Here is a 23,370-nt window from a genome sequence, read left to right on the forward strand (position 1 = left end):
TTAAATATGTATGTGGTATGTTTAAAAATAATTTAAATTTGTTGAAACAAAAATATTATGAAGAGATATCTCCTGTTGTTTTCTTTTTTTTTAGTTTCGCTGAATATTTATCATTCACAAAGTATTAATCCCAGAAAAGTTCCTAAGCCAAGACCTAATTTAGCTGCCAAAGCAGGGGCGTTTATCGATGTAAATGCACCGGGATATAATGAGTCTGCTTACAACATTACTCAGCTTGTAAAAGACGTGCTTATTTCATCAGGAACAAACTCATGTGTTACTCCCAATGTGTCAAATGTCCAGGTAAATCCTTCTTTACCGGCAAGTGATGTCAATAGGGCGTGGGGTTACTTTCATAAGGGTACCACAAACTTTCCCTTTAAAGATGGAATTGTACTTGTGACCGGAAAGGCGAACAGGACCGGAAACAGCTATATAGATGTATTGAGTCCTTTAAGTGACCTTGTCGGTACAGGAAGCGACCCGGATCTGGTAGCTGCTACCAATCCGTCAGTGAATCTAAATGATGCTGTTGTATTGGAGTTTGATTTCGTTCCTACTTCTTCGCAGGTGAAATTTAATTATTTATTTGCTTCCGAAGAATATACAACATCCTTTCCATGCAGTTATTCCGATGCATTTGCGCTGTTGCTTAAACCTGTAGCGGGTACAGCACCTTACGTCAATATGGCGGTATTACCCAGTGGTGCCGGACCCGTAAGTGTAACCAATATTCACCCGGATACTCAGTTTGATGGGAGCCCTTTGAGTTGTGGAGCAATTAATCCAACATTCTTCGGAGGATATAATACAACTAATATTGAGACTAATTTTAACGGTAGAACCGTTCCTCTTACGGCTACCGCAACGGTAATTCCGGGACAGGCCTATCATTTCAAAATGGTTCTTGCTGATGCGATCGATACAAGTTATGATTCAGCGGTATTTTTAGAAGGTGGATCTTTTAATATAGGAGTGGAATTATTGGATCCGGATGGAGGCACATTGCCATCAGATATCAATGTTTGTGATAATGTTCCTCAGGTACTGACAGCTTCAGTGAGTGATCCTAATATGGCGTATCAATGGTATTACAACGGTGCCATTGTACCGGGAGCAACAACCAATACCATTACAGCAGTACAGCCGGGAACCTATACTATTGAAGTTACTTTTCCGGGAAATCCATGTCCGGGGAAAGCATCTATACAGATTCATGGGGGGACAACTCCTAATGCCAATGATGCTACGCTATTGTTATGCTCTACGCCGGATGTCACAACATTTGATTTGACTACAGCAATGCCTTCAATAAGTACAACACCTAATGCGGTATTCCATTTTTATGAAAATCAGGCAGATGCTTTAGCGCAAAATGATAATTATATTACCACTCCGCTTAATTATAATGGTAATGATGGACAGATTTTATATGTTGTGGTGTCTAATGGAGGGTTCTGTAGTCGGCTGATTAAATTAACTTTATCAAAAGAGGTTACCCCTACCGCACATGTTGTTTCCACAAAACTGAAAATATGTCCGGGAGATTCAGTAGACCTTACGGCTACTGGCGGAGTTACTTACCAATGGAATAATTTCCCGGGAACCGGTAATACACAAACCGTAACTTTATTCAACACTACAACGTTTACAGTATATGCTATCGGAGCAAAAGGATGTAAATCATTGCAGCCTGCTACAATCACAGTAGAAGTAGTTCCGGAAATAACCTCTCCTTTGAAAGATGTTGAAATGTGTATCGGAGACAGAATTACACTAGATGCGGGAGCCGGACCTAATTATACTTATTTATGGAGTACGGGTGAAACGACGCAAACGATTTCTGTAGACCAATTGGGTATTTATTCTGTTACTATAGATAATGGGTACTGTACAAAAGTATTCACGGTGAAAGTGATGGGAGCTACATTGCCTTTTATTACCGGATTAAATTATGGCAATAATACATTAACAATCACAGCGGTAAATCCATCGCTTAATAATATTCCTGGAGTACTTGAGTATTCTATTGATAACGGAATTTCATGGCAGGCTTCTAACGTGTTTACGGGGTTATTGGATAATACAACATATAATCTTCAGGTAAGAATACAGGGAACACATTGTGTGGGAACACTTGACTTCTTTACTTTAAAGATTTCCAATATTATTACTCCTAACGAAGATGGAATCAATGATGTTCTTGACCTGTCGTCTCTAAAGAACTTTAATAACTTTACCGGATCTATTTATGACAGATATGGTGTGGAAATGTTCAGGTTCTCTAAAGAAAATCCGATCTGGGATGGAACCGTAGGAGGAAAGAGATTATCTACCGCTACGTACTGGTATAAATTTAACTTTGAATATCCTAAGTCAAAAGCCCAGATGAACTGGTCCGGTTGGATATTACTTAAAAACAGAGAATAAATTATTTATTTATAGATTGTAAATTGAAAAGCCTTTCAGATATCTGAAAGGCTTTTCCTATTTCTTTATTTCTTAGTTTATTATTATGCGTTTTCTTTCCACTGTTTTGTAAAAGAAATAAAATCGTTAACGCTGAGTTCTTCAGCTCTCTTATCTAAAAATTCATGCGTTTTTAATGCTTCAGGAATATTCAGTATTTTAAGAGAGTTGGATAATTTCTTTCTCCTCTGGTTGAATCCTGCCTTTACAATTTGCTTAAACAGGACTTCATTGCCGGCTAAACCTTCTTTGGGATTTCTGGTTAGCCTGATAACTCCTGATTTTACCTTTGGTGGTGGGTTGAAAACATTTTCATGAACAGTAAACATATAGGATACATCATAGTACGCCTGAATAAGAACAGATAAAATGCCATAGTCTTTTGTTCTCGGAACGGCAGCTGTTCTTTCTGCAACTTCCTTCTGGAACATTCCTACCATTTCGGGAATAAGCTCATAATGATCTATGATCTTAAAAAGGATCTGCGAAGATATATTATAGGGGAAATTGCCAATAATAGCAAGCTGTTCATTATTGATAAAAGCAAAATCCTGCTTTAAAAAATCTCCTACGAAATTTTTATCTGTAATTTTTGAATAATGATTTTTCAAATATTCGATGGACTCGTTATCAATTTCAGCAAGATAAATATATTGGTCTTTTTCCAATAGATATTTTGTAAGGACTCCCATTCCCGGACCAACCTCCATGATATTATTGTAGTTTTCAAAGCTTAAGCCTTCTACAATTTTTCTCGCTATGTTTTCATCTGTCAGGAAGTGTTGACCAAGATGTTTTTTTGCTTTTACACTCAAAGTTTTTTATGATTTTGTTAACAATGATTTTCTTTTTTTCGTCCCAAATTTCGGAAGATTTTTTCTATTTTAGCCAAAAAATTTAATATTAATGGCGAAATCTGTAGATGAATTTAATAAGAAGAGACTTAGGTCCAGCAATATTACAGTGGTAATTAGTATTGCCTTAGTGTTATTTTTGTTAGGATTAATGGGATTGATTTTAATTAATGCCCAGAAATATTCTGACTATATCAAGGAGCAGTTGGTTGTAAACGCATACTTTGATGAAAACTATGACGCTAAAGATTCTGTTAAAATTGCGAAACTGGAAGAAGAAACTTTTAAAAAAGTACAGACTTTAGCCCCCGTAAAAAGGGCAACCTATATTTCAAGAGAAATGGCTGCTAAGGAAGCGAAAGCCAGTATGGGAATTGATAGTGATGCACTTTTTGAAGAAAATATTTTCCCTTCATCTATTGAAGTTGCCTTAAAACCGGAGTATGTGGATCCGGCAAAAATTGATGCGGCTATTAAAACGCTGAAATCCGTTCCCGGTATTGTAGATGTAAAGAATAACAGTACGCTGATGGTAGATGTTTATAATAACCTGAACAGAATCTTGAAATGGATCTTAGGCTTTTCTATACTATTCCTTATTTTAGCGGTTGTCTTGATTAACAATTCAATCCGTCTGAAAATATTCTCCAAAAGATTTATTATTAAAACCATGCAGCTTGTAGGTGCAAAGAGAAGATTTATCCTGAAACCATTTATTGTTGAGGCTTTGATTTTGGGTTGTATAGGCTCTGTTATCGGACTTCTGGCGCTATTTGGAGTATGGTATTATTTCACAAGTCAGATCGGGTCTGCATTTGTTCAGAATAATCAGCAATATTTCTGGCTTGTTATACTGGTATTCGGGGTAGGGATTTTTATTACTGTTTTAAGTACTATTGTTGCTACCTGGAGATTCTTGAGAACAAACGTTGACGATTTATATTACTCTTAAAAAGATGAGCAAAAAAACAAATAAATTTTCTGCAGCTGAGTTTGGTACGGATACCAAAGCTCCACAGGAAAACACCTTTTATTTCGGACAACAAAACTTTAAATGGATGCTGATTGGATTAGCATTCATTGTAGTAGGTTTTCTCCTGATGATGGGTGCCGATGCTAATACAGTCGATGGAAAATATGATCCGAACTCATGGAACGACGGTATCTTCTCTATTCGCAGAATCCGGATAGCTCCATTATTTGTAGTTATCGGTTTCGTGATAGAAGTATATGCGATTTTAAAAAGAAAATAATTTTTTATTTAAGATTAAGAAGTTTAAGAAATTCGGAGTATTCCGGATTTCAGGCTTTTTAATCTTTTAATTTTATACATATGGATTTATTCAAAGCAATTATTATTGCGATTATAGAAGGTCTTACTGAGTATCTTCCAATTTCTTCTACAGCCCACATGGGTTTCACGGCTAGCTTAATGGGATTGCCGGAAGATGAATTTTTAAAAATGTTTCAGGTATCTATTCAGTTTGGTGCTATTTTATCAGTGGTGGTTGCTTATTGGAAAAAGTTCTTTGATTTTAATAATATTAAATTCTATTATAAGCTTGCCTTTGCGGTAGTACCGGCTTTGGCTTTGGGATATCTTTTTGATGATAAGATTGAAGCTGTTCTTGGAAATCAGATCGCTATTTCGTCTGTTTTGGTTTTAGGTGGAATCGTTTTATTATTTGCAGATACCTGGTTTAAAAACCCGACAATTGATGATGAAAAGGGGATCACTATCAAGAAAGCCGTGACCATAGGTTTTTGGCAGTGTCTTGCAATGATGCCGGGAACAAGCAGAAGTGCTGCTTCTATTATCGGAGGAATGACACAGGGATTAACGCGAAAGGCGGCCGCGGAATTTTCATTTTTCCTTGCTGTTCCTACGATGCTGGCAGTTACTGTGTATTCAGTTTTTGTAAAAACTTGGGGAAAAGAAACTCCTAATCCTCAGAAAGGATATGAAATGATTTTGTCATCACAAGATCATCTTACTATTTTTATCATTGGAAATATCGTGGCATTTATTGTAGCTTTAATCGCTATTAAAGCTTTTATCGGAGTGCTTAATAAATATGGTTTCAAACCTTGGGGATGGTATCGTATTTTTGTAGGAATAGCTTTATTGATTTATTTCTATTTCTTTAAATAAATTATTCTCTTATCTATTTATTACCAATTTATGACTGCCGAAAATATACTTGAAGGCCATATATTTTTACTTGATAAACCTTTGGATTGGACCTCTTTCCAGGCCGTTAATAAAATGAAATATAAACTCAAAAGTGAGTTTAAACTTCCTAAAAAATTTAAGATTGGGCATGCCGGAACTTTAGATCCTAGAGCAACAGGTTTACTCATTGTCTGTACCGGGAAATTCACTAAAAAAATTCCTGAAATACAGGATGCCCCTAAAGAATATTGGACTGAAATCAAGATAGGGGTTCAGACGGAATCTTACGATACTGAAAAACCTGAAATTCTTCATCAGGATATTTCAAACGTTTCCGAGGAGCAGGTAAGAGCAGTTTTACAAAAATTTGTTGGAGAAATAGACCAGAAACCTCCTGTTTTTTCTGCTATAAAAATTGATGGGAAAAGAGCTTATAATCTAGCGAGAGCAGGTGAAGAAGTAGAGATGAAGTCAAGAAAAACTACTATTTTTTATCTTAATAATATTCAGATTGATTTTCCTTTTGTGAGTTTTACGGTAGGATGTTCAAAGGGGACTTATATCCGGAGTCTTGCACATGATATTGGGCAGGAGCTTGGTGTTGGTGCATATTTAACGCAACTGAGACGTACGAAGATCGGGGAATATAAGATAGAGGACAGTACAGAAAAGTTTTTAGAAAATGATTTTAAATTTGAAAGTATATGAAAAAAACTCTCCTTTTGTTCATAAGTTTATTTTCGATAACTCTATCATACGCTCAAAATGTTGAGAACAAAAAGCCGAAAATGGATTTTTATGTTAATCCCACTCTCAATTTAGGATATAATCTTGGAAATAATATTCAGGATGACAGAAATAAGGATTCAGCCTATTATCAACAATACATAGCTCCTTATCTCCCTAATAAAATTACTTTTGGAATGACAGTTATCGGTGGGTATAATTTTCTTCCTAACTTTGCCTTAGGATCAGGGATAAAATATAGTTTTACGGATAAGAATTTTCATTTGCTTTATTGGGTTATCCAACCTAAATTCATAATTGGTCCTGGAGATGAACCTTTTTTTATTGATATTAATTATGGAAAGCAGATCAACCACTCTGTTGTTTCAAATGCTGAATTCTGGGGAATAAAGTTGGGGAAACAGGTGTCTTATTCGAAAAGATTAAGCCAGGAAGGAGGACTTGTTCTTGAAAATCATAACTTTGGAAAATCAAATGCTTTTTTTATCGGTTTGAGTTATGGGATAACATTTTTTAGTAATAAAAACTACACGGGTTACGGAGACGATTAATGGAAAAGACACGGATTAATAAATATTTATCAGAAGTTGGTTTCTGCTCAAGAAGAGCGGCAGATAAATTACTGGAAGAAGGGAGAATAAAAATCAACGGGCAGATTCCTGAATTGGGAACGAAAATTTCCGACGAAGATGTTGTGGAAGTAGACGGTAAACCGATCCGGGAAACAGAAGAAAAACCTGTTTATATTGCTTTTAATAAACCAATTGGTATTGTTTGTACCACAGATACAAAAAGAGAAAAAAACAATATTGTAGATTATATCAATCATCCTAAAAGAATTTTTCCGATTGGTAGGTTGGACAAGCCTAGTGAAGGCCTAATACTTCTAACCAGTGACGGGGATATTGTTAACAAAATTTTAAGGGCCAGGAACAATCACGAAAAGGAATATCTTGTAAGAGTCGATAAGCCGATTAATCCGAGATTTTTGGAGAAAATGAGAAATGGAGTTCCCATCCTGGATACCGTCACTAAAAAATGTGAGGTAGAAAAAGTAGATGATATGACGTTCAGAATTGTTCTTACCCAAGGCCTCAACAGGCAGATTCGCAGAATGTGTGAATATTTGGGCTACGAAGTGAAAAAACTTAAAAGGATGCGTATCATGAATATCAAGCTGGATTTACCTGTAGGAAAATGGAGAGATCTTACCGATGAGGAGCTATCCGCTTTGAACAAGTTGCTTGAAGACTCCAGTAAAACGGTAGATTAAATTGATAAGAAAGTAAGATTCGATCATTTCAGATATAATTTCATCCTTGTCTCATATTCTGGCTTTAATTTCAGAAACTTCCATATTTTTTTGTCTTCGGGATTGCTCACACGGTAATAAATAATCTTATCTGCAGAGTATCTGAAATAAGGATGGTTCTTTAACCATTCTTCCGGTGCGTCCGCAAGTGTATATTTTGTGATGCCGGAGGAATCAAGCTTACAAATTGAAATTAATTTCTGCACAAGATCTGCATCTATATTGTAAGTTTCCAGGATTTGCTGTTTGGTAACGAATCCGCCCAGTTTTTTTCTGAAACCAATAATTGATCCTGCACTTTTTTCATCAAGTCCGAATTCCAGAAGCTGTTTAAAAGTAATTTGATTTAAATCAGTAGATGCGAAATCTGTTTTTTGCTGAATGATTGGATTCTTTTTTTCATCATTTTGCTGATCTTTGATTTTAATAAAGGGTTTTAATTCTTCAAACTTTTCCTGAGAAATGACGAAACATTTCTGAATATCCTGATAGGTATTAAAACGTCCCTTTAAATTTCTATCTCTGTAATTAACTATAGTTAATGCCTGCTTTTCGGAAAAACCAAGAGATTGCCATCCTGCTGTGTTTAAAGTATTAGGATCAAAAAAACGGAGATAAATACGAGGCTTTTGCTCAGTACTCTTAGAAATGTTTTTTAAATTTTCAGGTGTTTTTTCCGGTAAAAGCAGATGTGGTGCTAATAATCGATAGTTTTCATCATTGATTATAAAGCAGGCTTTTAATTTTTCTTTACTTACAAAACTACCTCCCAGATAAGCTTTGTATTTCAAAATCGCTTGGGCCTGTCTCGGGCTGAATCCCATATTCTCCCATTCTTTTTCAGAAAGGTGATCCGGATTGAATGTTCCGGAGACGGTAATTGTTTTTTTATCAGGCACTCCCGATCTACCATTTTTTATAACCTTATGGTCATTTGGGAGCATAATGTATGGACTGATCTCTGAAAATTTCTCCTTGGAAATAGCGTAGCATTTTTGTAATTGTTCTTTAGATGTAAATTCTCCACCAACAATTTTCTTATAGTTTAGTATCGTTAGTACCTGTTTTGAAGAAAATCCAAGGCTTTGCCACTGTTTTTCGTTAAGGTCATTAGGATTAAATTCGGTTAAATACAATGAAGCGTTTTCCTCCGACACAAACTTTATTTCGGGGAAATTTTCTTTTTCTTTACTGGTATACTCCTGGAAGATGAATAATATGAGCAGTAGTATACCTAAAAATGCAATCTTTTGATAGTAGCTTCTTTTCATCAAGCTAAACTTATTGATAAACCTCAACTTTTAAAAGAATAATGTTCAGAATTTGATATAATGATATATAAAGGGTTGTTTTTTGATGGTAACCCTTTTTAAAATGAAGCTGATCTTTTGATTAATTGAATTTTTTCAAGCCTACTCATCGGAATAATCGAGATAATATGATATATGATGGCATAAAAAATCCCCAAAAATGTTTTTGGGGATATATTTAACTAATAACAGATTATTGTATTACTGACGAACAAGATTATATTCTGTTCCTGCTGTTTCTTTTGTCCATGCGCTTCCGCTATGCATTTGAATTGTTTTATCATTGACAATTGAGAAGGTTGTTACACGGTCTGCAATATTTGAATACTTTAAAATTACCTTATTGGTGTCTTTGTAATACTTCCAAGTCCCTGTACTTGACATAGGAGTTGTACTACCAGGAAAAGTTTCAGACAAAGCGAAAGTATTATCATCTTTGAAAGTGATTTCAACATTCTGTTTTGAGTTTCCTGAAGGGATATTTCCTTTATAAACTCCTGGTACAAAAGTAGAAGTTTTAATTACCGAAGTATTTTCCTTTTGATTTTTCATTGTACTGCAAGAAGTAAATCCGATGAATGATGCGCAAGCTGCTGCGAGAAATAAATTTTTCATAATATGTTTTTTAAATTTGGTTTCTTACTAACTAAAATAATGCCAAAAAATAAAATAAATAAGTGAAAAAGTCATTGAGTTTTCATTGCTGATCTTATTTTGCCAAGGTGTGAAAAGGTGCAGAAAATTGATCATCACAGGATTAGCAGATGTTTATGTAAAATCTGATATTTGGAAAAAAAATGTTAGGGTATTTTTATCCGTTTCTGTTATTCAGAGTCTTTTTCTACTAAAGATTCTTTTAATTTCAGTAATTCAGCTTTTACGAATTCCAGACGGTCGATAATAGTAATGGTCTCGGATATTTTACTGTTTGTTGCCAAAGCGATCTTTGCTCCATCCAGCGTGTAACCTTTTTCTTTCACCAGATGGTAAATGATCTGCAGGTTTTTAATATCCTCAGGGGTGAAGTACCGGTTACCTTTCTTGTTTTTTTTAGGTTTGATAATAGGGAATTCCTGCTCCCAATAACGTATTAATGAAGTGTTTACATCAAATGCTTTAGCAACTTCTCCTATTGAATAATACAGCTTATCGGGTAAATTTATCTTCATTTTATGAATCCTAATTTTCAAAGATAATTTTTTTTGAATTTTTTTACAAATTTACCATCCAAAATATATTCTTAAAACTCTTTTCTTTTCTTGAAATACTATAATCTTCCAGTGCTATTTAAGATTAAATGAAAGTCTTTTTTTAATTTTGAAGTAAATTAATAGATTTGAATTCTATATCTGTACTTCATATTGATCTTTTTCAGTCCGGGAAAAATACTTCGGATTTTTATTTCAATACAATGAAAGATCATTTGGTCAGCAGCCATAAACATATTGAGAAGCCCCATCGGCATGATTTTTACGTAACGGTGCTTTTTACAAAAGGGACAGGAATTCATGAAGTCGATTTTCACAGGTATGATGTCTCAGAGGGAAGCATGTTTTTTCTATCACCGGGTCAGGTTCACAGCTGGGAACTTTCGGAAGACACGGACGGGTATATTTTTTTCTTATCTCAGGAATTTTATGATATGCATTATATCAATCAGCATCTGAGAAACTTCCCTTTTTTTAGTTCGGTGAATTTTTCAAGAAAGCTTCAGCTTGAAAAAAAATACCTGAACCCAATGGTTGGTTTGTTTGATGAGATTCAGAATGAGTATTATTCTCATAACCTTATGAAGGAGGGGCTGATACTTTCAGTGATTACAAAAATGTATATCACCTCATCAAGGTTGTTTTCTAAAGAATACAATACTTTTAATTCCCCGGTTAGTATTTCATATTTAAAGCACTATCAGGATTTTGAGACTTTACTCGAAGAACATTTTACAAAAGAAAAATCGATTTCATTTTATGCTTCTTTGCTGGATATTTCTCCTAAACACCTGAACAGGATTACGCAGACTATGGTTCAGAAAACGGCTACTGAAGTTATTACTGAAAGGGTAGTGCTGGAAGCAAAACGGATGCTGATGTATTTAAGCGAAAGTCTTGTTGAGATTGCCTTCAGATTAGGATATGAAGAATATTCTTATTTTGTGAGGGTATTCCGGAAAACTTCCGGAATAACACCGACTCAGTTTATTCAAAAGTATAAATCATAAACTTTTTGGCTACAACAATAGTTTGAAAGGTCCTTCAAAAGTTGTTTCAAAAGTATCCACAATTTTGCCTTTTTCATCAAGTACAGCAATCACAATGTTCTGTTTGGAAAATCGGATGTCTTTTTCAGGAAATGTAATATTAATGTTACCTTTTAAGATCTGATCTCCCTTTAATACAATTTTATCTGAACCAAAAAAAGTGATCTCGCCATTTTTAGGACTTATTACTTTTATTGTTAAAACCTTTTTCTCATTGGTTTTGTTTAAAAAAGTATAAATAAATGTATTCGTTATTTTTCCATTTTTTGTAAAGAAAGTGGATCCGGCAGGTTTAATAAATTTGGCCTCCATAGATCCACGGTCATACATTAGAAAACCAAGAAAACCGATTAATAATGCCAGAAAAACCGTAGTGACTTTCATTCTGGAGGTAAAAATAAACCTGGATTGGTTTTCAATTTCAGCTTCAGTTGCGTAGCGAACCAATCCTTTTGGAAGACCTATTTTTTCCATTACTTCATCACAGGCATCAATGCACGCCGTGCAATTAATACATTCAAGCTGTTGGCCGTTTCTGATGTCTATTCCTGTAGGGCAAACTACGACACATTGCTGGCAATCGATACAATCTCCTTTTCCTTCTGATTTTCGGTCTTCACCGTTTTTCCATTTGGAACGGTTTTCACCTCTTTTAAAATCATAATATACATTGATGGTTTGTTTATCAATAAGAACTCCCTGTAAGCGTCCGTAGGGGCATACCAATGTACATACCTGCTCACGGAGCCATGCGAAAGTAAAATAAAAAACAGCTGTGAAAGAAATCATAGCAATGAATTTCAATGAATGTTCTGCCGGTCCTTCACTCATGATTTTAAAAACCTCTCTGTAGCCTACAATATACATGAACATGAAATGACTGATAATTAACGAAACCAAAAGGAATACCGACCATTTCAGACTCCTCTTTCTTATTTTTTCACTATTCCATTCCTGTCGGTCCAGCTTCATTTGCTTATTACGGTCACCTTCGATCCAATATTCTATTTTTCTGAAAACCATCTCCATAAAAAGAGTTTGCGGACAAAGCCAGCCGCAGAATATTCGTCCGAAAACTACTGTAAAAAGCATAATAAATATAACAGAAGTAACAGCGCCCAGAGCCAGAATAAAAAAATCCTGGAGATAAAAAGGTTGCCCCACAATGAAAAATTTTCTGTCGATAACATTAATCAGAAGAAAAGGGTTATGATTAATGGTTACGAAAGGTAGAATAAAAAACAAAGCAAGCAGGATATAGCTGGTGTAATTTCTGTAATTTGTATATTTCCCCTTGGGTTTGCGGGGGAACACCCATTTTCTTTTTCCTGTATCATCCATTGTTCCCACAGAATTTCTGAAAGCTTCATTCTCTATTGCTATAACCTTTTCGGGTTTGGTGTCTGTATTCATTCTTTTATTTTAAATAACCAATTGAATAATCCCTCATTTTGTTGTTTTTTTTATTAAAAAACATCTATTGAGTTTCTTACCGCAAAGCTCTTAATTAAGGGAATACATTACTAATAGTATACACGTATTGAATAGGACAAATGGGACATTTATCAATTTTTTATTATTGTATCAAAATGAGAAAATAATTCTTGAATTTTATTTTTTCATGTTGTACATTGTGAGCCTAAAATGAAATAAGAAATGAAGAATCTTTTTAAAATGACTTGGGTTGGTTTGGTTTTAGTATTACTAAATTGTCAATCAGTAAATTATACCCGTATGTTTTATCATGATGTAATGCCAGAGAAGATTTCAGACCGGTTCGGTTTTACTGAGGGGCCCTCCTCAGATAAAGAAGGGAATGTTTATTTTACAGATCAACCCAATGATAAAATTTATTATTGGGATTGGAAAACAAATGAAATCCGGGAATTTTTAAGCAAAACAGGACGCGCCAATGGAACCCATTTTGATCAAGACGATAATCTGATTACCTGTTCTGATGATCAGGGCGAGATCTGGAAGATCTCTAAAGATAAAAAGATTCAGATTTTATTAAAAGGTTTCGAAGGAAAAAGGCTTAATGGTCCGAATGATGTATGGGGAGATTCTTCAGGTGGAATGTACTTTACTGATCCTTTGTATAAGAGAGATTACTGGATTGATTTTAAACAGGAAATTCCTCATAAAAGTCTTTATTACAGAAATAAAGAAGGTAAAGTAAAAAAAATCGATACTTTTACCCAGCCCAATGGCATTGCCGGAAGTGAGAAATACAGAAAACTCTATGTTTCTGATATTGATGCAGGAAAAACTTATGTATACGACATATTGGATGCAGGAGAACTTTCTGAGAAGAGACTGTTCTGTGAAATGGGTTCTGACGGAATGACGTTAGATAAGCACGGGAATGTTTATTTAACAGGTAATGGGGTTACGGTGTTTAATCGCGATGGTAAGAAAATCTATCATATTCCCATAGAAGAGGAATGGACCTCTAACGTAACATTCGGGGGAAAGCATAATGATATTCTTTTTATTACTGCTTCAAAGTCAGTATATACTTTACCAACAAGGGTAAAAGGGACAAGATAATCGATTCCATTTATTGTTGTTAAATCTTTTATCAGTGATTTAGTTACTTGAAAATTATATGTAATATTCAGGTAATCAGTGAGGTGGGCTTTGATTTCATTGATGTTATTTCATGTGTATTTGAATTTATTTCTTTTTAAATCTTATTTTATATAAAATTTTTAATCTATTTACTTCTATCGTAAAATAATTTAAGTTAATTGTGAAAATGTTAATAATGAGTGTTGTTTATTATTAATATTATGGTTTTTGTGTTTAATTTTTTGCTTTTTTTGTAAAGTGTTTTAGGCTCTGGAAAATATCGTTTATTTTATTTAAGATGTTTGCGTGAGTTAGAACATATACCAACCTTAACACAAACAGTTTAAATTATTATAGATATGAAATTCTACTTATTGATCGCATTGGCGATGGTTCCTTTTATGGGGTCATCACAATGGAAGAGAACAGAACTACGTTCACAAAGCGTAAAAAAAGTACAGGAAAAACTGGAGTTTTCAGGCTTGTATACATTAGATATAAACGCTTTAAAACAAACCCTTAAAAATACATCTTCTAAAACTTCTGAGGGAAAAGGTGTTGTTATTTCAATTCCTGATATCAATGGGAAAACAGAAAGGTTCCAGGTATGGGAATATTCCAATATGGCTCCTGAATTACAGGAGAAATATCCAGACATAAAATCTTATATGGGAAGGGGAATAGAAGACCCGTCTGCTTATTTAAGATTTAGTCTTTCACCGGTAGGTTTTTCATCCATGATTACAAGATCCGGTAATTCTGAATTTATTGAACCTTATTCACAGGACGGAACAGTATATGCTGTATTCGATTCAAAAGCAAGAAAGAATCAGGAGGCAGAACCTTTCATTTGTGGTACTGCTGAAAATCTGGCAACGAAGTCCCTATCTAGTAAAAATGGTGCACAAAATAAAAAAGCCGCAGGTTTCAATACTTTCAGGCTGGCTATGTCATGTACCGGGGAATATGCCCAGTATCATTTAACAGCAGCCGGAACACCGGCAAATGCTACGGAAGCGCAGAAAAAAGCGGTAGTACTGGCAGCTATGAATACGACATTAACCCGTCTTAATCAGTTATTTGAAAAAGATCTGTCATTACATTTTAATTTAATTGCCAATAATGATGTGCTTATTTTTTTAGAACCTACTGCAGATCCTTATACCAACGGAGGACCTGGTGAAGCTCAAACCCAGATTTCAGCGCGTATTGCAGCTCAGGACTACGATATGGGTCATTTGCTGGATAAAAAGAATGGTAACGGCCAGGCAGGAGATATCGGAGTAATCTGTGATGATAATGCTAAAGCAGGTGGATGGACAGCTCATAATTTTCCTGAAGGAGATAAATTCGATATAGACTATGTTGCTCATGAAATGGGTCATCAGATGGGGGCGAACCATACATTTACGCTTTATAATGCAAGCTATACGGATGCTTCTTTAGTAGAGCCGGGAAGTGGATCTACGATTATGGCTTATACTGGTATTATGGGTGGTAATAGTGATGTGCAGTTTAACTCATTTGATTATTTTCATGCTTTTAATCTTAAAGAGATCAAAGATGTGATCAATGGCGTGGCATGCGGTGTTAATGTGCCGTTTGCTAACCCTGCACCAGCAGTAAATGCCGGAGCTGATTATACAATTCCTAAATCTACACCTTTCGCATTGAAAGCAACCACAACAGATGCCAATAGTGCTGGTTATACTTATACGTGGGAGCAGATGGATTCCGGTTCGGCACAAACAGGAACTGTGAACTCCCTTACGTATGCTGCCAAACCTTCCGGTCCTACTTTCCGGTCCTTACCTCCGGTAAGTACACCTGTAAGATACTTTCCTGATTTTAATAAAGTATTGGCAGGAGTATATGCGACCCGTTGGGAGTCTTTATCCAGTGTGGCAAGGACACTTAATTTTACAGTTACGGCAAGAAATAATCATCCTACTGCTCCGCAAACGAGCAAAGATGAAACGGTAATAACGGTTGATGCTGCATCGGGACCTTTCAAAATTACAGCTCCGACATTTGGACAGTCGTTAAGTTCCGGAAATTCAGCAACTATAACCTGGGATGTAGCCAATACCACTCAGGCTCCGATTAATACAGCAAATGTTACGATTAAATTATCTACCGACGGAGGGCAAACATTTACCGTGCTGGCAGCAAATACACCTAATGACGGTAGCGAACAGATTACAATTCCTGCCGGATCAACTTCGGCAAACGCATACATTCTGATTGAAGCTATAGGAAATGTTTATTATGCGGTAAGTCCAAGTTTTGTTATTGATTATAATGTGACCGGAGAAACATGTGCAACATATACTTATAATGGACCAGCTGTTGGCATTACAGATGGTCCAGGAGGTAGTAATATTTCTGCTCCTAAAGTTGTGATTCCTCTCCTTGTAAATAATACGGGAACTATTACGAAAATTAAAGTAACACCTTCTGTTGCACATACGAACGTAAGAGATCTTGCTATCGGGATTGAAAGTCCGGCAGGTTCATCCGCCTTAATCTGGAACAGGCAGTGTAACAACAGGTCTGGTATAACAGCAACGTTTAGTAATGAAGGAAATGCTGTAGCATGTGCTTCGCCAATACAGGGAGAAACATTATCTAATGAGTCTTTAGCTATTTTCAAAGGTCATAAAGCGCAAGGGGAATGGAAGCTTTTCGTATCTGATAACAATGCCGGTAATGTTGGAACCATTAACGGATGGTCACTTCAGGTTTGTACCCGCGAAACACAAAATTTAGGAACAAAGGATGCTTCCGCTGTATCAGGAAATGATATCAAAATTTACCCTAATCCGAGTAATGGGAATTTCTTTGTTAAATCCAGGAATTTATCAGGAGAAATAAAAGTTACTCTATTTGATTCAAGTGGCAGGCTGATCTCTTCGGATTCCTATCAAGGTAATGGAGATTTTACAAAAGAATTTAATATGAATATCCCAAAAGGAGTTTATATTATTAATATTAATTCTTCCAAAGGGATGTATAGTCAAAAACTGATCATCAAATAAGTTTTTTAATATTATTGTAAAAGGAAAGCGGCTATTAAATAATGGCCGCTTTCTTTTTTATCTTAAAATTGATGTCGTTTAATACGCTATCTCCATTTTGACTTTTTTTCCTTTAAGCTTTTCATTGGATAATTTCTTTAACAATGAATTTACTTTCTTCCTGGAAACGGCAACATATGATGTTGTGTCTTTCACTTCAATCAGCCCGATATCCTCCTTTTGTAATTCTCCTTTTTTAATGAGATAACCCACAATATCTACTTTATTAACTTTGTCTTTCTTACCTGCACTGATATAAATTGTTTGAAAAGGTGTCTTTTCAGGAACTTTATCATATCCTGAAACACTTTCGTCAGGCGTATTATTTTTGATAAAAGGAAAATTTTCTTCCTCTGTCATGATAAGGTAAACAAAACCTTTAGCATTCATCCTCGCGGTACGTCCGTTTCTGTGAATGAAAGCATCTTCTTTGGGAGGTAGTTGATAATGAACAATAGACTCTACTTCAGGTATATCAAGTCCCCGGGCGGCAAGGTCGGTTGTGATTAGGATTCTTGCAGAGTCATTTCTGAATTTCAGTAAAGCCCGTTCTCTTTCGTCCTGTTCCATACCCCCGTGGAATGTTTCCCTGTCAATTCCCATTTGATGAAGAAGCTCGGAAATACGGTCTACTGCGTCACGGTGATTACAGAAAATCAGCGTTCTTTTATTCCCGATTTTACAAACAAGATTGAAAAGTGTATCCAGCTTTTCTTCCGGAATTGTCATTACTTTTCTCAATTGTAAATCAGGTTTTATATCGTTTTCTTTAAGGAAACTGATTACTTTTTCATCTTTCAGCCCGGTAAATGAAGGGATTTCATCCATGGCAGTTGCAGAAGTTAAAATTCTTTGGGATAACCCTTTTAAAGAATTAGAAATAAATTCCATATCATCATGAAAGCCTAGCTCTAATGCTTTATCAAACTCATCAAGAACCAATGTCTTAATTGTCTTAGGATCAAAATTATTGTTTCTCAGATGGTAAACAACTCTTCCCGGTGTTCCAATCAATACGGCAGGAGCTTCAATTAAATTATTAACCTCAATCTTTTTATCATGGCCACCATAGCAAACGGAAACCTTAAAATCCGTTCCCATTGACTTGAACACCTGTTCAATTTGTAGAGCCAATTCTCTGGCCGGAACTAATATCAATGCCTGGACTCCTTGAACGTCTTTTTTCAGATTTCTTAAAACCGGAAATAAAAAAGCAAGCGTCTTCCCTGATCCGGTAGGAGAGAGCAATACAATATCCGTATTGTTTTCAGAAGCTTTATAAGTAGATTTCTGCATCTGATTCATATCCTGAATTTGCAGTTTTTGATAAATTGATTGTAGTTCCATTGGGCAAAGATAGTGAAAATAGGTGGCTAGGAATTTAGAGTCTTTAGAGTCTTAAGCTGTAAGTTGTTATTTGTTATAAAGATTGTTGGTGAAGATGTATTTTAATCTTTTAATGATTTTAATTTTGACAATCAGGCATTTAGGTGTGACGTCTCTGCGGATTAAAATATTGTTTATATTAAATAATATTAGTATATTTGCACCCACTTTTTGTGGTCAAGGTTTGAAGAGGTAAATTATTAAAAATTAATTACTTCCGTATTTTTTAAATCCACATTTGTTCAAACCGTTAAAAAAGAAGGAATACAAATTTTATTAGAAAATGTCAAAAGAGACAAATTCAGCAGAGGTTTTATTAAACCAAAACGTAGCACCAGAACAATTTGATTGGGATTCATTCGAATCAGGTCTTGATGCAGATGCGAGAAAAGAAAAAAGTGATTTAGAAGAAATCTACAACGGATCTTTAAACAGCTTAAACGATAACGACGTTTTAGTTGGTAGAGTTGTAAGATTAACTGATAAAGAAGCTATCGTAGACATCAACTTCAAATCAGAAGGTGTTATTTCTCTTAACGAATTCCGTTATAACCAAGGATTACAAGTAGGTGATGAGGTAGAAGTAATGGTTGACAGAAGAGAAGACAAAACTGGACAATTACAATTATCTCACAGAAAAGCAAGAACGCTTAAAGCTTGGGATAGAGTAAACGAACTTCACGAAACTGGAGAAATCGTTAACGGTTTTGTGAAATCTAGAACTAAAGGAGGTATGATCGTTGACGTACACGGAATCGAAGCATTCTTACCAGGTTCTCAAATTGATGTTAAGCCAATTAAAGATTACGATCAGTTCGTAGGTAAAACTATGGAGTTCAAAGTTGTGAAAATCAACCCTGAATTCAAAAACGTAGTAGTATCTCACAAAGCATTGATCGAAGCAGATATCGAAGGTCAGAAAAAAGAAATCATCGCTCAGCTTGAAAAAGGACAAGTTCTTGAAGGAACTGTTAAGAACATTACTTCTTACGGTGTATTCATTGACTTAGGAGGTGTAGATGGATTGATCCACATTACAGACCTTTCTTGGTCTAGAGTGAACCACCCATCTGAAATCTTAGAAGATGGACAAACTGTAAAAGTTGTTATCCTTGATTTCGATGATGAGAAAACAAGAATCCAGTTAGGTATGAAGCAATTAGAAGCTCATCCTTGGGATGCTCTTTCTGCTGACCTGAAAGTTGGAGATAAAGTAAAAGGAAAAGTAGTAGTTCTTGCTGACTATGGTGCATTCGTAGAAATCGCTCCAGGTGTAGAAGGATTGATCCACGTTTCTGAAATGTCTTGGTCTACTCACTTGAGATCTGCTGGTGATTTTGTAAAAGTAGGTGATGAAGTTGAAGCTGAAGTACTTACTTTAGATAGAGAAGATAGAAAAATCTCTCTAGGTATGAAACAATTATCTAAAGATCCTTGGGAAAATATCGAAGCTAAATATCCTGTTGGATCTCAGCATGTAGGAACTGTAAGAAACTTCACAAACTTTGGTGTATTCGTAGAGTTGGAAGAAGGTATCGACGGTTTAATCTACATTTCTGATCTTTCTTGGACTAAGAAAATCAAGCATCCATCTGAATTCTGCGCTGTAGGAGACAAATTAGATGTTATCGTATTGGAATTAGATATCCAAGCAAGAAGATTGTCTTTAGGTCACAAGCAATTGACTGAAAACCCTTGGGATAAATTCGAAACTAAATATGCTGAAGGAACTATCCATGCTGGTAAAGCTGTAGAAGTACACGATAAAGGTGCTTCTGTACAATTCGAAGATGCTGAGGTTGAAGCGTTCTGCCCTTCAAGATTATTAGAGAAAGAAGATGGATCTAAAATCAAAAAAGGTGAAGATGCTGAGTTCAAAGTAATCGAATTCAACAAGGAGTTCAAGAGAGTAGTAGTATCTCACACAGGTATCTTCAGAGATGAGGAAAAGAAAAATGTAAAAGAATCTAACAACAGATCTAATACTTCTTCTTCATCTTCTTCAAACGAAGAAAGATCTACATTGGGAGATATTGATGCATTAGCAGAATTAAAAAGAAAAATGGAAGAAGGTAAATAATCCTTAACCATTTAGGAATATGAAGCCACTCTTACGAGTGGCTTTTTTTATTTCTTATTATGATATTTTTATTAAAAATATCATGCTGTTTTCTAGAATTCAATTGTAAGAAGTGAATTATGTAAATGTTTAAAATTGAGTTGAATGAAGGGAAATTAATTATGATTTTAGTTGTGTATAATAAAATCAAATAAAATGATTTTTGATTATTAAATATTTGTAAATTAGCGGCTTTATTAATGTATATTAAAAATATAACCCGATCCATTTTGTTTGCTGTATCCGCAGAATTTGATCTTTGTTCGTTTTCTTAATATTAATTATATAAGGAAGGTTAAGTAAATTATGTTTCACAAAGTAAGATGAGGAAATATAAAGTCTAATAAATTTCAATATTAAAAATTGTTCAGTATAAATGAAAAGAATAAAACTACCTCTTATGGTTGCTGCTTTCGCAGTTATTCCATCTTTACAATTATTTTCACAGGAAAATACTCAGATTATCAAAGACTATATTTCTCAGAATAAGATCAGAGAATATAAAAAGTCCGATCTCACTAATTTTGTTATTGATAATACGGATGCATCGAAGTCATTAAATGGTGATGTTATAAAATTTCAACAGACTTATAATGGAATTCCTGTATACAGTTCCGGAGGAACTGCGTTAATTAAAGATCGTAAGATCGTTTATTATACAGATAATTTTGTAAAGAACTATACAGGATCTACTCCCGTTTCTGCACAAATCAATAAAACAGCAGCTCTTCAGAAAATAGCAAATGAACTTGGAAACACTGAGATTGCTGATTTTTCAATTCTTGGATTTTTTGAAAAAAGCTTAAATAATACAAAATCAGCTAAACAAAGGCTGGTGTATGCAAATACGTCTACTGGAGATTTGCGTTTAGCCTATGAGTTTATTATGATGGAGCCAAAGTCTTCCAATTACTGGAATATTCTGGTAGATGCCAATGATGGAAAAATCATAGAAAAGAATAACTTAACATTATCTTGTAATTTTAAACCGGACTCTTATGTTTCAGATGGATTAGCTATAGAGAATAATAATACATTTGTTGGTCCTGAGAAAGGCTATCAGCAAAGTTTGGTTTTGTTGGCTGATCCTGCAAGCTACAATATATTTTCAACGCCACTGGAAGCGCCTACATTTGGATCAAGATCTGTAGTTTCTAATCCATGGATGTTGACTTCCTCACCAGAAGGATGGCATTCGGATGGTACAACCCATTATACCAATACAAGAGGAAATAATGTGTATGCTTACGAAGATACAGCCAATACAAATAACCCTGGATTTTCACCTGATGGAGGGGCTTCAAGAAATTTTAATTTTCCTTTTAGTATCAATGGGACTCCTGCAGCGAATCAAAGTGCAGCAATTACCAATCTGTTCTACATCAGTAATAGGGTTCATGATGTATTTTATAAATTTGGATTTACAGAATCTGCGAGAAATTTCCAGCAAAATAATTTTGGACTTGGCGGATTAGACGATGATTCAGTTTATGCAGAAGCGCAAGATGGCGGAGGTACTAATAACGCGAACTTTTCCAGTCCTCCGGATAATTACAATGGGAGAATGCAGATGTATTTATGGTCGACTAGAAATAGACTTTTCTTCTATAATACACCTAGTACAGCGGTAGCCCGCCAACCCGCTGCTGGTGTTGCTGAATTCGGGAATGCACTAAACCCTACTGGAGTTACTGGAAATGTACAATTATCATCCGTATTAGATGGATGTACTGCATTACCAGCAGGTTCACTTACAGGGAAGATTGGTTTGGTTGAGCGTGGAACCTGTGCTTTCGTGATCAAAACAAAGAATTTACAGAATGCAGGAGCTACTGCTGCCATTATCTATAATAATGCCGCAAATGGATCAACCATTGGCAATATGTCAGGGACTGATGCAACAGTTACTATTCCATCTGTATTAATTAGTAATGCAGAGGGAGAATATATTAAAACCCAGCTTTCAGCTGCTACAACGGTAAATGTTACTTTGAAGAATGATCCTGCAACCAGCGTTACACCAGATGGGAGCTTTGATAATGGAATCGTAACACACGAATACGGTCATGGAATTTCTAACAGATTAACGGGAACTGGATATGGATGTCTGAATGCTTCATCTGATAAAGAACAAATGGGTGAAGGATGGTCGGATTTCTTTGCCTTAATGCTTACCAATAAAATAGGAGATAATGCTTCTGTTCCTAGAGGAATGGCAACATATGCTGCAGGACAGCTTCCGGATGGGGATGGAATCCGCCCTGCAAAATATTCTCCTGACTTCACGATCAACGATTATACCTATGGAGATACCAATGGAATGGAATATACGAATCAAAGTGGAAATATAGTTCCTGATGTGCATTCAATTGGATTTGTATGGGCTACGATGTTATGGGATCTGCATTGGCAGTATGTAGCAAAATATGGTTATTCTGCCGATGTTACTGCTAATACAACAAATGGTAGTTCAAGAATATTACAACTTGTTACCGATGCATTAAAACTTCAGGTTTGTAATCCAACATTTATTGATGGAAGAAATGCGATATTAGCTGCAGAACAGGCAACTACCGGAGGAGTAGATAAATGTATGATATGGAGAACTTTTGCAAAAAGAGGTTTAGGAGTGAATGCAAGTGCGGGAGTTAAAACAAATATCAATGATCAGATTCAGGATTTCACAATTCCCGATGAATGTCCGTTATTGGCTACTGATGAAGTGAAATCTGTAAAAAATACCTCAATTTCTATCTATCCTAATCCTGCTAAAAATGAATTTTTCATCAATTTCCCAAGCAATACAATGGGTAAAGTAAGTGTGGAAATTTATGATATGTCTGGAAAGCTTGTTTCTTCTGAAGATAAAATTTCTCCGGATGCTAAAAAAGCTATTTCTACAGATCGCTTGATCAACGGAACTTATATGGTAAAAGTAAAAGGCCTTGGCTTTGAAGCTGCGTCTAAAGTAATCGTTAAAAAATAAGCTGTTTTTTTTATTCAGTTTCAATCACCCCAGGGAAAACTTGGGGTGATTTTATTTATCTATAAGCTTTTTACCTCCTGGTGAATTAAATTATTATATTGTACCTTTG

General features: G+C 35.2%; 18 protein-coding genes. 12 read left to right on the forward strand and 6 right to left on the reverse strand.

Features of this window, described 5'->3' with window-relative positions; translation table 11 throughout:
- Positions 1-57 precede the first annotated feature (57 nt).
- Positions 58-2,430: a choice-of-anchor L domain-containing protein gene (locus AC0INN_RS01660; protein WP_273647394.1), complete on the forward strand. Its 2,373-nt coding sequence runs from the start codon at positions 58-60 to the stop codon at positions 2,428-2,430.
- An 83-nt stretch (positions 2,431-2,513) separates the two neighbouring features.
- On the opposite strand, the gene rsmA is transcribed toward AC0INN_RS01660, so the two are convergent.
- Positions 2,514-3,284, reverse strand: a complete 771-nt coding sequence (gene rsmA / locus AC0INN_RS01665; RefSeq protein WP_273647395.1) for a 16S rRNA (adenine(1518)-N(6)/adenine(1519)-N(6))-dimethyltransferase RsmA — start codon at positions 3,282-3,284, stop codon at positions 2,514-2,516.
- 91 nt (positions 3,285-3,375) lie between these two features.
- Between rsmA and AC0INN_RS01670 the strand changes: the two genes are divergently transcribed.
- From AC0INN_RS01670 to rluF, 6 genes are all read left to right on the forward strand, one after another.
- Positions 3,376-4,275, forward strand: a complete 900-nt coding sequence (locus tag AC0INN_RS01670) for a cell division protein FtsX (protein ID WP_172277411.1) — start codon at positions 3,376-3,378, stop codon at positions 4,273-4,275.
- 4 nt (positions 4,276-4,279) lie between these two features.
- Positions 4,280-4,576, forward strand: coding sequence for a DUF3098 domain-containing protein (locus AC0INN_RS01675; protein ID WP_034686639.1), 297 nt, complete (start codon positions 4,280-4,282; stop codon positions 4,574-4,576).
- An 80-nt stretch (positions 4,577-4,656) separates the two neighbouring features.
- A complete protein-coding gene (locus AC0INN_RS01680; RefSeq protein ID WP_273647396.1) occupies positions 4,657-5,475 on the forward strand; it encodes an undecaprenyl-diphosphate phosphatase in 819 nt (272 codons plus the stop codon).
- Positions 5,476-5,505: 30 nt separating this feature from the next.
- Positions 5,506-6,204 carry a tRNA pseudouridine(55) synthase TruB gene (gene truB / locus AC0INN_RS01685; RefSeq protein ID WP_172277417.1) on the forward strand — a complete coding sequence of 233 codons (699 nt, stop codon included), beginning with the start codon at positions 5,506-5,508 and terminating at the stop codon, positions 6,202-6,204.
- Positions 6,205-6,284: 80 nt separating this feature from the next.
- Positions 6,285-6,794 (forward strand): hypothetical protein, encoded by a 510-nt coding sequence (locus AC0INN_RS01690; protein ID WP_306611372.1) that lies wholly within the window; start codon positions 6,285-6,287, stop codon positions 6,792-6,794.
- Positions 6,794-7,516, forward strand: a complete 723-nt coding sequence (rluF, locus tag AC0INN_RS01695; protein WP_172277423.1) for a 23S rRNA pseudouridine(2604) synthase RluF — start codon at positions 6,794-6,796, stop codon at positions 7,514-7,516. The genes AC0INN_RS01690 and rluF overlap by 1 nt, the downstream gene beginning before the upstream one ends.
- Before the next feature lie 23 nt (positions 7,517-7,539).
- Here the strand turns inward: rluF and AC0INN_RS01700 are convergent, their stop codons facing one another.
- The 3 genes from AC0INN_RS01700 to AC0INN_RS01710 all read right to left on the reverse strand — a co-directional run bounded on the left by AC0INN_RS01700 (position 7,540) and on the right by AC0INN_RS01710 (position 10,034).
- Complete coding sequence (locus tag AC0INN_RS01700; protein WP_273647398.1) at positions 7,540-8,826, reverse strand: ComEA family DNA-binding protein; 1,287 nt, start codon at positions 8,824-8,826, stop codon at positions 7,540-7,542.
- A gap of 240 nt (positions 8,827-9,066) precedes the next feature.
- Positions 9,067-9,480, reverse strand: coding sequence for a copper resistance protein NlpE N-terminal domain-containing protein (locus AC0INN_RS01705; RefSeq protein WP_273647399.1), 414 nt, complete (start codon positions 9,478-9,480; stop codon positions 9,067-9,069).
- Between the two features lie 209 nt (positions 9,481-9,689).
- Complete coding sequence (locus AC0INN_RS01710; protein ID WP_172277432.1) at positions 9,690-10,034, reverse strand: MerR family transcriptional regulator; 345 nt, start codon at positions 10,032-10,034, stop codon at positions 9,690-9,692.
- Between the two features lie 167 nt (positions 10,035-10,201).
- Here AC0INN_RS01710 and AC0INN_RS01715 point away from each other — a divergent pair, with 167 nt between their 5' ends.
- The gene (locus AC0INN_RS01715) at positions 10,202-11,083 is read left to right on the forward strand and encodes an AraC family transcriptional regulator (RefSeq protein WP_273647400.1); all 882 of its coding nucleotides are present in this window, start codon (positions 10,202-10,204) and stop codon (positions 11,081-11,083) included.
- 9 nt (positions 11,084-11,092) lie between these two features.
- Here AC0INN_RS01715 and ccoG read toward each other — a convergent pair whose 3' ends face one another.
- Positions 11,093-12,535, reverse strand: coding sequence for a cytochrome c oxidase accessory protein CcoG (gene ccoG / locus AC0INN_RS01720; RefSeq protein ID WP_273647401.1), 1,443 nt, complete (start codon positions 12,533-12,535; stop codon positions 11,093-11,095).
- Between the two features lie 321 nt (positions 12,536-12,856).
- On the opposite strand from ccoG, the gene AC0INN_RS01725 reads away from it, so the two are divergent.
- Positions 12,857-13,672 (forward strand): SMP-30/gluconolactonase/LRE family protein, encoded by an 816-nt coding sequence (locus AC0INN_RS01725; RefSeq protein WP_273647402.1) that lies wholly within the window; start codon positions 12,857-12,859, stop codon positions 13,670-13,672.
- Between the two features lie 380 nt (positions 13,673-14,052).
- On the forward strand, positions 14,053-16,731 hold the full coding sequence (locus AC0INN_RS01730; RefSeq protein ID WP_306611379.1) for a reprolysin-like metallopeptidase: 2,679 nt from the start codon (positions 14,053-14,055) through the stop codon (positions 16,729-16,731).
- Between the two features lie 78 nt (positions 16,732-16,809).
- Here the strand turns inward: AC0INN_RS01730 and AC0INN_RS01735 are convergent, their stop codons facing one another.
- Positions 16,810-18,117, reverse strand: coding sequence for a DEAD/DEAH box helicase (locus AC0INN_RS01735; protein ID WP_273647404.1), 1,308 nt, complete (start codon positions 18,115-18,117; stop codon positions 16,810-16,812).
- 322 nt (positions 18,118-18,439) lie between these two features.
- On the opposite strand from AC0INN_RS01735, the gene rpsA reads away from it, so the two are divergent.
- Both rpsA and AC0INN_RS01745 read left to right on the forward strand, forming a co-directional pair.
- On the forward strand, positions 18,440-20,236 hold the full coding sequence (gene rpsA / locus AC0INN_RS01740) for a 30S ribosomal protein S1 (protein WP_172277450.1): 1,797 nt from the start codon (positions 18,440-18,442) through the stop codon (positions 20,234-20,236).
- A gap of 415 nt (positions 20,237-20,651) precedes the next feature.
- Positions 20,652-23,261, forward strand: a complete 2,610-nt coding sequence (locus tag AC0INN_RS01745) for a T9SS-dependent M36 family metallopeptidase (RefSeq protein ID WP_273647405.1) — start codon at positions 20,652-20,654, stop codon at positions 23,259-23,261.
- The last annotated feature ends 109 nt before the right edge of the window (positions 23,262-23,370 follow it).

Source organism: Chryseobacterium subflavum (assembly GCF_055762745.1).

Bases quoted from the DNA above. Each gene is read 5' to 3' on its own strand.
- AC0INN_RS01745 (WP_273647405.1), top strand. From the start codon at position 20,652: ATGAAAAGAATAAAACTACCTCTTATGGTTGCTGCTTTCGCAGTTATT.
- AC0INN_RS01670 (WP_172277411.1), top strand. From the start codon at position 3,376: ATGGCGAAATCTGTAGATGAATTTAATAAGAAGAGACTTAGGTCCAGC.
- AC0INN_RS01700 (WP_273647398.1), bottom strand. From the start codon at position 8,826: ATGAAAAGAAGCTACTATCAAAAGATTGCATTTTTAGGTATACTACTG.
- rluF (WP_172277423.1), top strand. From the start codon at position 6,794: ATGGAAAAGACACGGATTAATAAATATTTATCAGAAGTTGGTTTCTGC.
- AC0INN_RS01710 (WP_172277432.1), bottom strand. From the start codon at position 10,034: ATGAAGATAAATTTACCCGATAAGCTGTATTATTCAATAGGAGAAGTT.
- AC0INN_RS01705 (WP_273647399.1), bottom strand. From the start codon at position 9,480: ATGAAAAATTTATTTCTCGCAGCAGCTTGCGCATCATTCATCGGATTT.
- AC0INN_RS01660 (WP_273647394.1), top strand. From the start codon at position 58: ATGAAGAGATATCTCCTGTTGTTTTCTTTTTTTTTAGTTTCGCTGAAT.
- rpsA (WP_172277450.1), top strand. From the start codon at position 18,440: ATGTCAAAAGAGACAAATTCAGCAGAGGTTTTATTAAACCAAAACGTA.
- AC0INN_RS01690 (WP_306611372.1), top strand. From the start codon at position 6,285: ATGGATTTTTATGTTAATCCCACTCTCAATTTAGGATATAATCTTGGA.
- ccoG (WP_273647401.1), bottom strand. From the start codon at position 12,535: ATGAATACAGACACCAAACCCGAAAAGGTTATAGCAATAGAGAATGAA.
- AC0INN_RS01730 (WP_306611379.1), top strand. From the start codon at position 14,053: ATGAAATTCTACTTATTGATCGCATTGGCGATGGTTCCTTTTATGGGG.
- AC0INN_RS01725 (WP_273647402.1), top strand. From the start codon at position 12,857: ATGTTTTATCATGATGTAATGCCAGAGAAGATTTCAGACCGGTTCGGT.
- AC0INN_RS01735 (WP_273647404.1), bottom strand. From the start codon at position 18,117: ATGGAACTACAATCAATTTATCAAAAACTGCAAATTCAGGATATGAAT.
- truB (WP_172277417.1), top strand. From the start codon at position 5,506: ATGACTGCCGAAAATATACTTGAAGGCCATATATTTTTACTTGATAAA.
- AC0INN_RS01680 (WP_273647396.1), top strand. From the start codon at position 4,657: ATGGATTTATTCAAAGCAATTATTATTGCGATTATAGAAGGTCTTACT.
- AC0INN_RS01675 (WP_034686639.1), top strand. From the start codon at position 4,280: ATGAGCAAAAAAACAAATAAATTTTCTGCAGCTGAGTTTGGTACGGAT.